Raw genomic sequence first — 13,207 nt, 5'->3', positions numbered from 1 at the left:
CTCAGGAGGGCCGCACCGCGAGGGTGATCCCGATGCTCTGCAGGGCACCGTCGCGCACCACCTCGAACTGGTGGGTGGAGCCGATCTCCAGCCCGCGCACCACCCCGGTCAGGGCCGCCGCTCCGCCGACGGGCGTGTCGTCGACGGCGATGATGAGATCGCCCTCCTCCAGCGACGACTCGGCGGCCGGGCTGTCCGGTTCGATGCTGATCACCTCGGCGCCGCTGTAGGTGGCCTCACCGTCCGAGGCGGTGCCGTCGGTGCTGGTCACTCCCACGAAGGCATGCTCAGCGGTGCCGTCCTCCTCAAGCTGCTCGGCGATCATCGTGGCGGTGCTCGCAGGGATCGCGAAGCCGAGCCCGATGCTGCCCGCCTGGCCGGAGGCATTGGGGATGCTGGCGATCGCGCTGTTGATCCCGATCACCTGACCGGCCGCGTCCACCAGCGGGCCGCCGGAGTTGCCGGGGTTGATGGCGGCGTCGGTCTGCAGCGCCGAGGTGAAGGTGGCCTCCGAGCCGTCGCCCTGCTCGCCGGCGGCGGTGACCGGCCGGTCCACGGCAGAGATGATGCCGGTGGTGACGGTGTTCTCGAGCCCCAGCGGGGTGCCGAGCGCCATCACCGGCTGGCCCACCTCGACCGTCGAGGAGTCCGCGAAGGTGGCAGGTCGCAGACCGTCCGGCGGCGAGTCCAGACGGATCACCGCGAGGTCCGTGGTGGGGTCGGTGCCGACGACAGAGGCCGGATAGCTGAGGCCGTCGCTGATGCTGACCTGGATCTCCTGGGCCCCCTCGACGACGTGATTGTTGGTGAGGATGGCGCCGTTCTCGTCGAGGATCACTCCGGTGCCCTGGGCGGTGCCCGCGGAGGTGGCGACCTTGATCGCGACGGTGCTCGGGGCGACCTGATCTGCGACCGCGGCCCAGTTCGGGGCCTCTCCGGTGATCGCCGCCGCCGGCTGCGCGGCGGAGGTGGAGCCGGTCCCCGGCTGCGCCGAGACCGCCGGGTCCGGGTCCAGGAACTGGTCGTAGACGACGACCCCGCCGAGGGTCGCGCCGCTGGAGAGCATCATGCCGAGCACCACCAGGGCGCTGACCCCGCCCCAGCCGGGGCCGCGGCGGGGCGGGGCCGGGCTCACGGATGCCGGTGCCGGGGAGGTCCGGGCCGTGGGGGTCTGGGCGGCCGGGAACGGGGTCGCAGCACCGTGGGCCGCAACCGGCGCGGTCGGTGCGGTCGCTGCTGCTCCGGGCTGGTCGTGCCGCGGGGCGTCACCGCTCGGGGCGTCGTATCCCCAGGCGCCCTCCCGGGGGGCCTCGTGACCCGGGGCGTCGTGCCCGGGGCCGCTGCGGTCGGAGGTGCCGTACGGGTTCTCCTGCGGGGTGTTCTCGTTCGTCATGGGATCCATGTCAGCACTCCTGTTCAAGAATTCCTCGAGTCATTGCTGGGCATCGGCTGGACGACGAGCACGCGGAGCCCCTCGGCAGGCATCGCGAGCGCCTCGGGCAGCAGCTCGGCCGTGACGCGGTGGGCCTCGGCCCCGAGGGCGGCCGCGGCCGCAGCGATGTCGGCACCGTGCGGGGTGGTGAAGAAACGTCGCAGCAGGTCCGGAGGCGCGGCGGCATGCTCGAGTCCGGAGAAGATGCGACCGCCGCCATCGTCGACCACGATCATGTCCAGCACCGGGCGCTGCTCCTCCGGGCCGATCAGCAGGCCGGTCAGGTCGTGCAGGGCGGTGAGATCACCCACCAGCAGCCGGACCCGGCCAGCTTCAGCCGCCGCCTCCCGCGCCAGGGCGATCCCGCCGGCCATCGCGGTGGTGCCGTCGATCCCGGCCAGGCCCCGGTTCGCGATGACCCGGGCGGCGGTGGGGCCGGCGTGCTGCTCGAGGTCGCGCACCAGGCTGGAGGAGCCGAGCACCAGCACATCACCCGCGCCCGAGGACTCCCAGACGGCGAGCGCGGCCTGCTGCTGCCAGCTGCTGGGCAGGACCGCCGCGGCGGTCCCGGCCGCGACGCGCCAGGCGGTGAGGTGCGCCCGCCGCTCCTGCGCGGGAACGGGTTCCTGCTCCTGGCCGACGGCGGAGGGGACCACGAGGCTCGCGCGGCGGGCGACATCGGGCCAGTCCAGCTGCCGATCGACCACGATCACCTCGACGTCCTCGGCGCCGAGCAGGGCACCGACGACGGGACGGGAGAGGGTGGGGCGGCCGAGCACGATCGCCCGCTGCGGGCGCAGCGGATGGCCCGGACCCGCCATCACCTCGCGCAGCAGGGCGGGGTAGCCGGGGATCAGGGTCTCGCCGTGGCGGGCACCGGAGCTGGGTTCGGCCAGCAGCGGCAGTCCGTGCTGGGCGGCGAGCTCGGCGGCGGCGGGTCCCGCGCCGTCCCCGGCGACCACCACGGTGCGCCCGTCCACCGGCACCGGGTGCGGTGGTGGGGGCGGGGAGCCGACACGCCGGGTGAGCACGATCCGCTGCCGGGAGGGGCTCGCGGGCTCCGCAGCGGTCTGCGTCGGCGGGGCCGTCGGGGTCCCCGGCCGCGGCACCAGCGGGTCGCGGAAGGAGAGGTTCAGGTGGACCGGGCCGGGATGCTCCCCGGTGGCCGCGGCCAGCGCCCGCGCCGCGGTGGAGACCGCGGTGCGCAGCTCGAGGGCGGTGGCTCCCGCAGCGGTGGGAGCGGGCAGATCCACGGCCAGGCGCGCGAGGGACCGGAACATCCCGGCCTGTCGGGTGGTCTGGTTCGCGCCCACCTCGCGCAGCTCCGCGGGGCGGTCCGCGGTGAGCACCAGCAGCGGGATCCGCGAGTGGTGGGCCTCCATCACGGCGGCGTGCAGGTGCGCGGTGGCGGTGCCGGAGGTGGTGACGACGGCGGCGGGACGGGCGGGATCGTGACGGCTCAGCCCCAGCGCGGTGAAGGCCGCGGCCCGCTCGTCGATGCGCACATGGGCGCGGATCCGCTCCCCCACCTCCGCGGCGGCCAGGGCGTACACCAGCGGTGCGGAGCGGGAGCCGGGGGCGAGGACCGCGTGCCGCAGCCCGAGCTCGGCCAGGGCGCTCCACAGCGCGACGGACTGGTCGACCGCGCCGGAGCCCGTGGGGCGGGGGGCCTCGATCCAGGCCGACGGGGTGATCGGGGCGGTTCGCTCATGCACCCCGTCAGCGTAGTGCGCCCGCGCGCGGGCGGCTCAGAGCCGGGCGGCGCAGGCGGCGAGCCGCTCCGCCCAGCGGGCGGTGAGCTCGGACCCCGCGGCGTGGCGCTCCAGCAGCTGCGGGGCCGGGTCGCGGCGGCCGACGGGCAGCATCCCGTCGTCGGCGTGCAGGGGCTGCTCGACGAGGTCGCCGGTGAGCAGGGGCGCGGTGCCGAGCCCGCAGGCGTACGGCAGCTCGCTCAGGGCGGCGGCGAGCGCGATCCCGGCGCTGAGGCCCACGCTGGACTCGAGCGCGGAGGAGACCACCACCGGCAGCCCGGCCTGCTCGACCAGCTCCAGGCAGCGCTGCACCCCGCCGAGGGGCTGCACCTTCATCACCAGCAGGTCGGCGGCCTCGGCCCGCGCTACCCGCAGCGGGTCCTCGGCGCGGCGCACCGATTCGTCGGCGGCGATCGGGATGTCCAGCGCGCGTCGCACCGCTGCGAGGTCCTCGAGGGCGGCACAGGGCTGCTCGGCGTATTCGAGGCCTCCGGCCGCCCGGTCCAGGACGGGCAGTGCCGTCAGCGCCTCCTGGCGGGTCCAGGCGGCGTTCGCATCGATGCGCAGGCGGGCGGCGGGGCCCATCGCGTCGCGCACCGCCTCCAGCCGGGCGGCGTCCTCGGCGAGGCTCACGCCGGGATCGGCGACCTTGACCTTCGCCGTGGTGGCACCGCCGACCCGTGCGAGGCGGTGGGCGAGCAGCGGCGGCACCACCGGGATGGTGACGTTGACCTCGACCACTTCGCGCAGCGGAGCGGGACGCTCGGTGGTGGCGTCGGCGAGGGCGGCGCGCAGCCAGCTCGCCGACTCCGCCGCGTCGTAGTCCCAGAAGGGGGAGAACTCGGCCCAGCCGGCGGGGCCGTGCAGCAGCAGACCGTCCCGCTCGGTGATCCGGCGGAAGCGGGTGGTCATGGGGATCGACCAGGCACGTGCCTCGTCGATGCCGAGGTCGCGCAGGGAGGAGGGGATCTGCATGCTCTCGAGGATAATGAGCCGGCGGCCGTGGGGCGACCTCGTACGGGCGGCTCGTCGCCGACCCGGTGCCGGTCACCGCCGGACTACCCTGGCAGTCATGACGACCGCACCTGTTCCGATGCCCCGTCGGGTCTCCGACACCTTCGACCCGCGCCGCTGGCGGGAGGTGCCCGCGGCCGAGCACGGCGGGCCTGCGCTGAGCGACATCACCTACCACCGCGCGGTGGAGCGGATCGAGTCCGCCGACGGGGAGCGCACCGAGCGGGATCTGCCCACGGTGCGGATCGCCTTGGACCGGCCCGAGGTGCGCAACGCCTTCCGACCCCACACGGTCGACGAGCTGTACCGGGCGCTGGACCACGCCCGGCTGGACACCGGCGTGGGCGTCATCCTGCTCACCGGCAACGGCCCCTCCCCCAAGGACGGCGGCCACTCCTACTGCTCCGGCGGCGATCAGCGGATCCGGGGCCGGGCCGGCTACGAGTACGCCGACGCCGAGGACTACGGCGAGACGGCGCAGGTGCGCACCGGCTCCTCCGGCCGGCTGCACATCCTCGAGGTGCAGCGCCTGATGCGCACCATGGGCAAGGTGGTGATCTCCTTGGTCAACGGCTGGGCCGCCGGCGGCGGGCACTCCCTGCACGTGGTCAGCGACCTCTCGATCGCCTCCCGCCAGCACGCCCGCTTCATGCAGACCGATGCGGACGTCGGCTCCTTCGACGGCGGCTTCGGCTCCGCCTACCTCGCCAAGCAGGTGGGCCAGAAGCGGGCCCGGGAAATCTTCTTCCTGGCCGAGGAGTACTCCGCCCAGGACGCCTACGACTGGGGCGCCGTGAACCGGGTCGTGGACCACGCCCAGCTCGAGGACGTGGCGCTGGAGATGGCGGCCCGGATCGCCACCAAGTCCCCGCAGGCGATCCGGATGCTGAAGTTCGCCTTCAACCTGGCCGACGACGGGTTGATGGGCCAGCAGGTGTTCGCCGGGGAGGCGACGCGCCTGGCGTACATGACCGACGAGGCCGCCGAGGGTCGCGATGCCTTCCTCGAGAAGCGCGCTCCCGACTGGTCGCACTTCCCGCACCCGCAGGGCTGAGATGAGCGCCACCACCTCGCCGTCCGCCCTGCCCTGGCTGGTCCCGCCCGCCTACGACGCCTCCGCCGCTTCGCTGACCGCCCACGCCGCGGCGATCGGCGAGATGATGGCGGGCCGGGCCCGGCTGTGGCTGGGTCCCTTCGACCCTCCTGCGCAGCTGCCGTCCGGTTTCGAGGACGCGGCGCTGGTGGTGCCGACGTCCGGCTCGACCGGCACCGCGAAGGCGGTGGCCCTGACCCGACAGGCGCTGCTCGCCTCGCACGACGCGACCGCGCAGCTCTTCACGGCCGACGGCACCGCCCCGGACTCCGGCGGCCACGGCTTCTGGCTGCCGCTGCTGCCCCCCACCCACATCGCCGGGGTGCAGGTGCTCGCCCGCGCCCACCGCACCGCCCAGGTGCTCGGCCTGGACGCCGCGGCGCTGCCGGACCCGCTGCCCGATCTGCGCGGCCATTTCGATGCCACCGCCTTCGTCGAGCTCGCCGTCCCCGTGCTGGAGCAGGCCGCCCGTGCCGGTCTGCCGGCGCTCACCTCGCTGGTGCCCACCCAGCTGACCCGCATCGTCACCGGCGCCACCGGCGCCGACGCCCGCGCTCGCGGGGTGCTGAAGCGCTTCGCCGGCGTGCTGGTGGGCGGCGCCGCGACCAGCCCCGATGTGCTCGCCCGCGCCCGGGCCCAGAAGATCGCGGTGCGCACCACCTACGGCTCCTCGGAGACCGCCGGCGGCTGCGTCTACGACCGCGCCCCCCTGCCCGGGGTGGAGCTGAGCCTCGCCGAGCCCGACGCCGCCGGCGCCGGACGGCTGCAGATCACCTCCCCCACCCTGGCGCTCGGCTACCTCACCGCCGGCGGCGGCACCGACACCACGCCTTTCACCGGTGACGCCGCCCGCCGCTTCCTCACCTCCGACCTCGCCGAGCTCGACGCCGACGGGGCGCTGACGGTGCTGGGCCGAGCCGATGACGTCATCAACACCGGCGGCCGCAAGGTCCTCCCCCAGGACGTGGAACGGGCCATCGACCGCTCGCTGATGCTGCGCGGCATGATCCGGGCGGCCGTGGTGGTGGGGGTCGCGGATCCCGAGTGGGGCCAGCGGGTCGAGGCACTGGTGACGCTCGAGGACGGAGTCGATCCCGACGAGGCGACCGCCCTGGTGCGTGCGGCCCTGCGCACCTCCGAGATCCCGTCCCATATGGTCCCCAAGCGAGTGCATGTGCTCGAGCAGCTGCCGCTGCTGGGCATCGGGAAGGTCGACCGCGCCGCTGCCCGCCGCCTCGCCGCGGAGACCGGGATGTGATTCGGTGCCGGGCCGGGTCCCGGACTCCGACCGCGGCGTATCCTCGTCAGGGCCGTCGAGCGGCGGCCGCGGTTCCCCCGCCGGATCCTCGAGGAGCACGATGGCCAGCCTGTCGCAGTGGGTGCAGGGCGCCCGACCCCGCACCCTCCCCGCCGCCCTGGCCCCCGTCGCCGCCGGCACCGGCGTCGCCGCGTGGCAGCTGGAGAACCTGCACGGGGAGGTGGACTGGGCGCTGGTGATCCCCCGCGCCCTGCTGGCCCTCGCGGTCTCCTTCTCCCTGCAGATCGGCGTGAACTACGCCAATGACTACTCCGACGGGATCCGCGGCACCGACGACGACCGGGTGGGCCCCTTCCGCCTCACCGGCTCCGGTGCCGCGCGGCCCACGACCGTCAAGCGTGCGGCCATCGTCTCCCTCGCGCTCGGCGGCCTGTTCGGGCTGGTGCTGGTCGCGCTGGCCCAGATCTGGTGGACGCTGCTGGTGGGCGCCGCCGCGATCGCCGCGGCCTGGTCCTACACCGGCGGGAAGAAGCCCTACGGCTACCTCGGTCTCGGCGAGCTGTTCGTGTTCGTGTTCTTCGGGCTGGTGGCCGTGGGCGGGACCGCCTACACGATCACCGGCGCACCCACCTGGGTGGCGCTGCCGGCCGCGATCGCGATCGGTCTGCTGGCCGTCGCCCTGATGCTCACCAACAACCTCCGCGACATCCCCACCGATGCGCTCTCCGGCAAGAAGACCCTCGCCGTCCGGCTGGGAGAGCGCGGCACCCGCAGGCTGTATGCGGCGGTGGTGCTGGTGCCCTTCGCGCTGATGCTGCCGGTGATGGTGGTGCAGTGGCCGGTCGCTCTGGTGCTGCTGGCGCTGCCGCTGGCGCTCTTCCCGGTGCGGACCGTGCTGCGCGGCGCTGCGGGCCGCGCGCTGATCCCGGTGCTCGGGGCGACCGGGCGGCTGGAGCTGGTCTTCTCCCTGCTGCTGCTCAGCGGTCTTCTTCTCTGACCTCGTCCCGGTCCTCGCTCCCGGTCTCGCCGTCGGCCTCGTCGAGCACCGCGTCCTCGTACTCGGCGTCCTCGTCGACCTCGTCGGCGTGGCGCGCCGCCCGGCGCTCGTCGGCCGCCTTCCAGCGCAGGGCCGCAGCATTCCGCAGCCGGTCCAGGAACAGGATCGAGAGCAGCATCGCGATCAGGGCGGCGAGCACACCGGCCAGCACCAGGCCGAGGCCGACCAGGGTCAGCAGCCACCACAGCAGGAACCAGAGGCCCAGGCGGACGACGGCATAGAACAGGAACGGGCGCATGGGTCCAGAGTAGTTCTCCCGGCGGTGCCCCCTGGCCACGGTCGCTGCGCCGCCGTGCAGACACCACCTCTCAGCACAGCGCCCACCCACCCGGCGGTCAGGTGCGTTGCCTACACTGCGGCCATGGCCCGCGGCATCATCGCAGTTCTCTCCATCGCCCTGACCGTCTTCGCGCTCGCCGACTGCGTGCAGACGGAGGACGAGAAGATCAAGGGGCTGCCCAAATGGGCCTGGATCGTGCTGATCGTGCTGCTGCCGTGGGTGGGCCCGATCACCTGGCTGTTCGTCGGCAAGGAGCGCACCAGCGGAGGCGGGCAGGTGCACCGCAGAGGCCCGGTGGCCCCCGATGAGGATCCCGACTTCCTGCGCCGGCTCGACGAGGACATCCGTCGCGAGCGGCGGAAGCGCCGCGAGCAGGAACCGGGCGAGGGCGACGGGGGCTGACGGTCTCCCGGGGCTCAGAGCCCCGAGTAGGAGTGCAGTCCGTTGATCACCGTGTTGACGATGGTGTAGTTGAAGACCACGGCCACGAAGCCGGCCAGCGCGAGCCCGGCGGCACGGCTGCCACGGTATCCGCCGGTGGCACGGGCGTGGAGGTAGGCCGCGTAGATCACCCAGATGATGAAGGTCCACACCTCCTTGGGATCCCAGCCCCAGAAGCGGCCCCAGGCCTCACGGGCCCAGATCGCGCCGAAGATCAGGGTGAAGGTCCAGCACACGAAGGCCACCGAGTGGATGCGGAAGCTCAGCGCCTCCAGCACCGTCGAGGAGGGCAGGCGGTCCAGCACATGGCCGAAGCGGCCCCAGTGCTCGGGATGCTCCTGTCCCGCGGACGCCAGCTCCCCCAGGGCGCGCTCGTGGCGCGCCTGCAGCAGCTGCATGCCGGCGACCACGGCGCCCAGGATCGACAGGGAGGTGGCGATGATGGCCACCCCGATGTGGATGTAGATCCAGTGCGAGTTCTGCAGGCTGGGGGTGAGGTTCGCGGCCGGCACGATCCAGAAGGTCTGCGCGAGCAGCAGCACCAGCAGCACGGGGCCGACCACGAAGGTGCCCAGCGCCCGCAGCTCGGCGCGCCGGATGCTGAACACCAGGAACGCGAGCATCACCACGGCGGTGCTGGTGGTCGCGAACTCGTACATGTTCGCCCACGGCACCCGCTGGGTGGCCAGGGCACGGGTCAGCACCCCCGCCACGTGCAGCGCGGTCGCCGCCCCGGTCAGGAGGAAGGCGAAGCGCTGCGCGCTCATGGTGCCGGTCCGGTGCTCGGGGCCGGCGGCGGGAGGCACGCTCCCGCCGTCGGCCTCGGCGGCCCTGGTCCCGCCCGCGGCGATCGCTCCCCCGCCGTCGGCCGCGACCGTCGCGGTCTGGAGCGTGCGCGCTGCGGCCTGCCGCTCACGGGCGGCCAGGCGCGCATCGCTGCGGCGCTGCGAGGAGGACGCGAGATCGGCGCCGAAGCCGATCAGGGCGAGCACGTAGAGGACGATCGTCACCACGAGGGCGAGGTTCGACACCTCCGCCAGCTGCTCATTGATCACTGTGCACTTCCTTCGGAGGGAGGTTCCGCGGCCCGTGCGGGCCGTGCTTGAGGGGGGTCGTGCGGACCGTCCGGGGTCCCATCCTGCACCTGGGTGAGCGAGGAGGCCAGAGCGCGGACGTCGCCCTCGAGCGCCGGGTCGTCGCTGCGGGCGAGCCCGGCCACCTCGAGCACGGTGCCGTCGGCGCTCTCGCGCACCCGCACCCAGACGCGCCTTCGGGGCACGAAGAGGGAGAGGATCAGGCCGCCGACGGCGACCAGCGCGCTGAGCAGGATCCAGCGCTCGAAGGGGTTATGGGCGATGTCGAAGGCGGCGTAGCGGCGCAGTCCGTCGAAGCTGACGGTGGTCCCGTCCGGGAGCTCGAACTCCTGACCGGGGTAGAGGCGGAGCAGCACCGGGGCACCGTCCTCGCCGACCACCGGGGTGAGGGTGGAGAGGTCGACCTCGTAGGCGTTCTGCGGGATGCCGGAGTCCAGCCCCAGGTCTCCCTGGTGGACGGTCAGCGCGAGCTGGGGATCCAGCGCATCGGGGTACAGCGAGTGCGGGCCCTGCTCGTCGATGGTGCCGGTGGGCAGGAAGAAGCCGACCACCGCGGTCTGCTCGGGCCGGGCGTCGGGGGCCTTGATCACCACCTGCGAGGTGTAGCCCACATCCCCCATCGGCACCGTGATCACGGGCCCCTCGGCGACGACCTCCCCCTCGGGATCGGTCACGGTGACCGCGGGGGCGTACCCGTTGCCGAGCAGGTACATCGAGGCACCTTTGACGTGCAGCGGCTTGTTGACCTGCACGGTCCTGGACAACTCCTGGCCGGGGGTGGTCACCTGGACATCCGCCTCGAAGGAGCGTGGCTCCCCCACGCTCCCGCCCTCCCCGGGCTGGACGTAGGTGGCGCGGAAGTCCTCGAGGGTGAAGCGGAAGTCCGGCATCTCGGTCTCGTCGAACCAGGCCCCGGACTCGAAGGAGTCGTACTGGGTCAGCGAGTTCGCGAAGCCCTCGCCCTCGATCACGGTGATCTGCCCGCGATAGCTGGTCAGCTGGCCGCCGGCGATGCAGATCAGCACTCCCACCAGTGCGATGTGGAAGGCGAGGTTGCCGGACTCGCGCAGCAGGCCGCGCTCCGCGCTGACGGAGCGGGCGCCCTTCTCCTCACGGATCTCCGTGCGGTAGCGCGAGCGGCGCAGGGAGCGACGGGCGCGCTCGATGAGCGCCTCGGCACCGCCTTCGGCGCCGGCCAGCTCGACCCGGGTGTATCCGGTGAAGCGCGTCAGCCGGGTGGGGGTGCGCGGCGGCGCCGCCCGCAGCTGCTTCAGGTGCACGCCGACGCGCGGCACGATGCAGCCGATCAACGAGATGAACAGCAGCAGGTAGATCGCGGAGAACCAGGGCGAGGAGAAGACGTCGAAGAATCCCAGGGTGTCCAGGATCTCGCCCCAGCGGCCGTTCTCCTCGAGGAACTGCTCGGTCAGCGCCGGATTCACGCTGCGCTGCGGGTACAGGGAGCCCGGCACGGCCGCGATCGCGAGCAGCATCAGCAGGATCAGTGCGGTCTGCATGCTGGTCAGCTGCCGCCACAGGAACAGCAGGGTCCCGCGCGGGCCGAGCGCGGGGGCGCTGGGCGGGCGCTTCCGCTCGATCTCCGGTTTGCTGCTCCAGGCGCTGCTCTGCGCCGCGGCGCCCGCGTCCGCCCGGGTGCTCGTCCGGTTCTCGGCCATCAGATCACCGGTTCGAAGGTCGTGATCATGCCTTGCAGGTGGCTCATCCAGGTCGCCCACACCCCGGTCATCAGCAGCACGCCGATCGCGATCAGCAGCGCCCCGGAGAGCAGGCCGATGGTGCGGCGGTGGGCGGTGAGCTTCCTGCTCAGGCCCAGCGCGCGCTCGAACAGCAGCGCGAACAGCACGAAGGGGATGCCCAGGCCCAGCGAGTACGCCAGCGAGAGGATGCCCCCGCGCAGCACCCCGCCGTCACCGCCGTCCAGCGACAGGGCGATGATCGCCGCATAGGTGGGGCCGATGCAGGGAGTCCAGCTCAGGCCGAAGATCAGTCCCATCAGCGGGGCGCCGAGCAGGCCGGCGTCGGGCTTCTTCGCAGAGACCGGGCGGGTGACCGACAGGCGGGGGAAGACCCCCATGAACACCAGCCCCATGAGGATCACCACGGCGCCGGCGATGCGGTTGATCCACAGCGCGTGCTCCTGGAGCAGATAGCCGATCATCCCGGCGAAACCGCCGAGGATCATGAACACGACGGCGAACCCGGCCACGAACAGCGCACTGCCGGCCAGCATGCGCCCGGTGACGGGCCGGGAGCGCTTCGCTCCCGGGGCGGTGGCGCTCTGGCCGGCGAGGCCGGAGACGTAGGCGAGGTAGCCGGGCACCACGGGCAGCACGCACGGCGAGAGGAACGCCACCAGGCCGGCGGCCGCGGCGACGGCGAGCGCCGGCAGCAGGGAGCCGGACAGCGCTGTGGCCTGGAAGGCCGCTCCGAGGTCAGCTGGGATCATTCGGCGACCACCGCATCGATCATCGCGCGCAGCACGGAGGGATCGGCGGCGCCGGAGATCCGGGCCGCGACCCGGCCCTGCTCGTCGATCACCAGGGTGGAGGGCACCGCATTGGGGGCGACCTGCCCGCGCAGGGAGTACATGATCTCGGCGTCGGCATCCGGCATCGAGGGGTAGGTGATCCCGTAGGTCTCCTCGAAGGCGGCCGCGGGCCCGGCGGAGTCGCGCACGTTGACGCCGATGAAGTAGACCCCCTGGTCCTGGTACTCCTCATGGATGGCCTGCAGGTGCGGGGCCTCCTCGCGGCAGGGTGGGCAGGAGGCGTACCAGACGTTGAGCACGAGCACCTCGCCGCGATGCTCGAGGGAGGAGAACTCCTCCCCGTCGTAGGTGGCGGCGACGACCTCGAGCGGGTCGCCGCGATCTGCCGGCGCGATCTCGGTGGCGACACCGTTGCCCGAGACGTACCCGGAGTCCCCGGAGCTGTAGCGGTCGCTGGCATCGGTCCCGCAGGCGGCCAGCAGGAGGGCGGCGGAGAGCCCGCCGACGCCGCCGAGCAGCGCCCGACGGGTGGGTCGGCCGGGCAGGGAACGGGCGCTCACGTCAGCCTGCCCCCGGTGGCGTCGACCGCCCCGGCGTAGAGCGCGGCGGCCGGCTCGGCGTACTCCACGCCCGCCAGGTGGGGGCCGACGAACCGCAGACTGGTGACCGAGCACAGCCCGCACTGCCGGCGGCGGGGATCGTGGAACAGCGGCCTGCCCTCGGCGCTGCGCCGGGTGACCCAGATCGGCAGCTGGTGCAGCACCAGCACCGCTTCTCGGCCCTCGGCCGCGGCGCGCGCGTCGTGGACGGCGGAGACCACGCGGGCGACCTGCTCGCGGTAGGGCTCGCCCCAGGAGGGGCGGAAGGGATTGGTGAACCAGCGCCAGTTGCGCGGGTCGCCGAGCCGGGCCTCGCCGTGGCCCATCCGCTGGCCCTCGAAGTGGTTGCCCGATTCGACCAGCCGCTGGTCGGTGACGATCTCGAGCCCGTGCGGGCCCGCGATCGGGGCGGCGGTCTGCTGGGCGCGCAGCAGCGGGGAGGAGCGCACCAGGGCGAGGTCGGAGTCGGCGAGGTGGTCACCGACCAGCGCGGCCATCTGCTCACCACGGCCGCTGAGCCGGTACCCGGGCAGACGTCCGTACAGGATGCGCTCGGGATTGTGCACCTCGCCATGACGGACGAGGTGGACCGTGGTGGTGGTCATGGGCGGCTCTCTCTCCTGCTCTGGCACTGCGGGCTCGGACCCGAGCCGCCTCACGGTACCAATCCAACCTTCGC

At 73.3% G+C, this 13,207-nt stretch carries 13 protein-coding genes; 4 read left to right on the top strand and 9 right to left on the bottom strand.

The window, feature by feature from the left end:
- Position 1 precedes the first annotated feature (1 nt).
- The 3 genes from ACHUEU_RS08470 to ACHUEU_RS08460 are packed head-to-tail and all read right to left on the bottom strand — an operon-like array spanning position 2 to position 4,158.
- Positions 2–1,402 (bottom strand): S1C family serine protease, encoded by a 1,401-nt coding sequence (locus tag ACHUEU_RS08470; RefSeq protein WP_394215485.1) that lies wholly within the window; start codon positions 1,400–1,402, stop codon positions 2–4.
- 14 nt (positions 1,403–1,416) lie between these two features.
- Positions 1,417–3,147 carry a 2-succinyl-5-enolpyruvyl-6-hydroxy-3-cyclohexene-1-carboxylic-acid synthase gene (menD, locus tag ACHUEU_RS08465; protein ID WP_394215484.1) on the bottom strand — a complete coding sequence of 577 codons (1,731 nt, stop codon included), beginning with the start codon at positions 3,145–3,147 and terminating at the stop codon, positions 1,417–1,419.
- Positions 3,148–3,180: 33 nt separating this feature from the next.
- Positions 3,181–4,158 carry an o-succinylbenzoate synthase gene (locus tag ACHUEU_RS08460; RefSeq protein ID WP_394215483.1) on the bottom strand — a complete coding sequence of 326 codons (978 nt, stop codon included), beginning with the start codon at positions 4,156–4,158 and terminating at the stop codon, positions 3,181–3,183.
- A 97-nt stretch (positions 4,159–4,255) separates the two neighbouring features.
- Here ACHUEU_RS08460 and ACHUEU_RS08455 point away from each other — a divergent pair, with 97 nt between their 5' ends.
- The 3 genes from ACHUEU_RS08455 to ACHUEU_RS08445 all read left to right on the top strand — a co-directional run bounded on the left by ACHUEU_RS08455 (position 4,256) and on the right by ACHUEU_RS08445 (position 7,545).
- Positions 4,256–5,251, top strand: a complete 996-nt coding sequence (locus tag ACHUEU_RS08455) for a 1,4-dihydroxy-2-naphthoyl-CoA synthase (protein ID WP_394215482.1) — start codon at positions 4,256–4,258, stop codon at positions 5,249–5,251.
- A 1-nt stretch (position 5,252) separates the two neighbouring features.
- The gene (locus tag ACHUEU_RS08450; protein WP_394215481.1) at positions 5,253–6,548 is read left to right on the top strand and encodes an AMP-binding protein; all 1,296 of its coding nucleotides are present in this window, start codon (positions 5,253–5,255) and stop codon (positions 6,546–6,548) included.
- Positions 6,549–6,648: 100 nt separating this feature from the next.
- Positions 6,649–7,545, top strand: coding sequence for a 1,4-dihydroxy-2-naphthoate polyprenyltransferase (locus ACHUEU_RS08445; RefSeq protein WP_394215480.1), 897 nt, complete (start codon positions 6,649–6,651; stop codon positions 7,543–7,545).
- Here the strand turns inward: ACHUEU_RS08445 and ACHUEU_RS08440 are convergent.
- A complete protein-coding gene (locus tag ACHUEU_RS08440; RefSeq protein WP_394215479.1) occupies positions 7,526–7,843 on the bottom strand; it encodes a DUF4229 domain-containing protein in 318 nt (105 codons plus the stop codon). The genes ACHUEU_RS08445 and ACHUEU_RS08440 overlap by 20 nt on opposite strands.
- Positions 7,844–7,966: 123 nt before the next feature.
- Here ACHUEU_RS08440 and ACHUEU_RS08435 point away from each other — a divergent pair, with 123 nt between their 5' ends.
- Positions 7,967–8,287, top strand: a complete 321-nt coding sequence (locus ACHUEU_RS08435; RefSeq protein WP_394215478.1) for a PLD nuclease N-terminal domain-containing protein — start codon at positions 7,967–7,969, stop codon at positions 8,285–8,287.
- Between the two features lie 14 nt (positions 8,288–8,301).
- On the opposite strand, the gene ccsB is transcribed toward ACHUEU_RS08435, so the two are convergent.
- The 5 genes from ccsB to ACHUEU_RS08410 are packed head-to-tail and all read right to left on the bottom strand — an operon-like array spanning position 8,302 to position 13,133.
- On the bottom strand, positions 8,302–9,381 hold the full coding sequence (gene ccsB, locus ACHUEU_RS08430; protein ID WP_394215477.1) for a c-type cytochrome biogenesis protein CcsB: 1,080 nt from the start codon (positions 9,379–9,381) through the stop codon (positions 8,302–8,304).
- Positions 9,378–11,096, bottom strand: coding sequence for a cytochrome c biogenesis protein ResB (gene resB / locus ACHUEU_RS08425; RefSeq protein WP_394215476.1), 1,719 nt, complete (start codon positions 11,094–11,096; stop codon positions 9,378–9,380). The genes ccsB and resB overlap by 4 nt, the downstream gene beginning before the upstream one ends.
- Complete coding sequence (locus ACHUEU_RS08420) at positions 11,096–11,887, bottom strand: cytochrome c biogenesis CcdA family protein (RefSeq protein ID WP_394215475.1); 792 nt, start codon at positions 11,885–11,887, stop codon at positions 11,096–11,098. Before ACHUEU_RS08420 ends, resB begins: the two co-directional genes overlap by 1 nt.
- Positions 11,884–12,489, bottom strand: coding sequence for a TlpA family protein disulfide reductase (locus tag ACHUEU_RS08415; RefSeq protein WP_394215474.1), 606 nt, complete (start codon positions 12,487–12,489; stop codon positions 11,884–11,886). The genes ACHUEU_RS08420 and ACHUEU_RS08415 overlap by 4 nt, the downstream gene beginning before the upstream one ends.
- Positions 12,486–13,133 (bottom strand): histidine phosphatase family protein, encoded by a 648-nt coding sequence (locus tag ACHUEU_RS08410; RefSeq protein ID WP_394215473.1) that lies wholly within the window; start codon positions 13,131–13,133, stop codon positions 12,486–12,488. Before ACHUEU_RS08410 ends, ACHUEU_RS08415 begins: the two co-directional genes overlap by 4 nt.
- Between the last annotated feature and the right edge of the window lie 74 nt (positions 13,134–13,207).

It is taken from the genome of Brachybacterium vulturis (assembly GCF_043641765.1).
Taxonomy (GTDB): domain Bacteria; phylum Actinomycetota; class Actinomycetes; order Actinomycetales; family Dermabacteraceae; genus Brachybacterium; species Brachybacterium vulturis_A.
This window is presented reverse-complemented; position numbering and strand designations above follow the sequence as displayed.

Bases quoted from the DNA above. Each gene is read 5' to 3' on its own strand.
- ACHUEU_RS08450 (WP_394215481.1), top strand. From the start codon at position 5,253: ATGAGCGCCACCACCTCGCCGTCCGCCCTGCCCTGGCTGGTCCCGCCC.
- ACHUEU_RS08410 (WP_394215473.1), bottom strand. From the start codon at position 13,133: ATGACCACCACCACGGTCCACCTCGTCCGTCATGGCGAGGTGCACAAT.
- ACHUEU_RS08435 (WP_394215478.1), top strand. From the start codon at position 7,967: ATGGCCCGCGGCATCATCGCAGTTCTCTCCATCGCCCTGACCGTCTTC.
- ACHUEU_RS08440 (WP_394215479.1), bottom strand. From the start codon at position 7,843: ATGCGCCCGTTCCTGTTCTATGCCGTCGTCCGCCTGGGCCTCTGGTTC.
- resB (WP_394215476.1), bottom strand. From the start codon at position 11,096: ATGGCCGAGAACCGGACGAGCACCCGGGCGGACGCGGGCGCCGCGGCG.
- ACHUEU_RS08420 (WP_394215475.1), bottom strand. From the start codon at position 11,887: ATGATCCCAGCTGACCTCGGAGCGGCCTTCCAGGCCACAGCGCTGTCC.
- ACHUEU_RS08455 (WP_394215482.1), top strand. From the start codon at position 4,256: ATGACGACCGCACCTGTTCCGATGCCCCGTCGGGTCTCCGACACCTTC.
- ACHUEU_RS08445 (WP_394215480.1), top strand. From the start codon at position 6,649: ATGGCCAGCCTGTCGCAGTGGGTGCAGGGCGCCCGACCCCGCACCCTC.
- ACHUEU_RS08470 (WP_394215485.1), bottom strand. From the start codon at position 1,402: ATGGATCCCATGACGAACGAGAACACCCCGCAGGAGAACCCGTACGGC.
- ACHUEU_RS08460 (WP_394215483.1), bottom strand. From the start codon at position 4,158: ATGCAGATCCCCTCCTCCCTGCGCGACCTCGGCATCGACGAGGCACGT.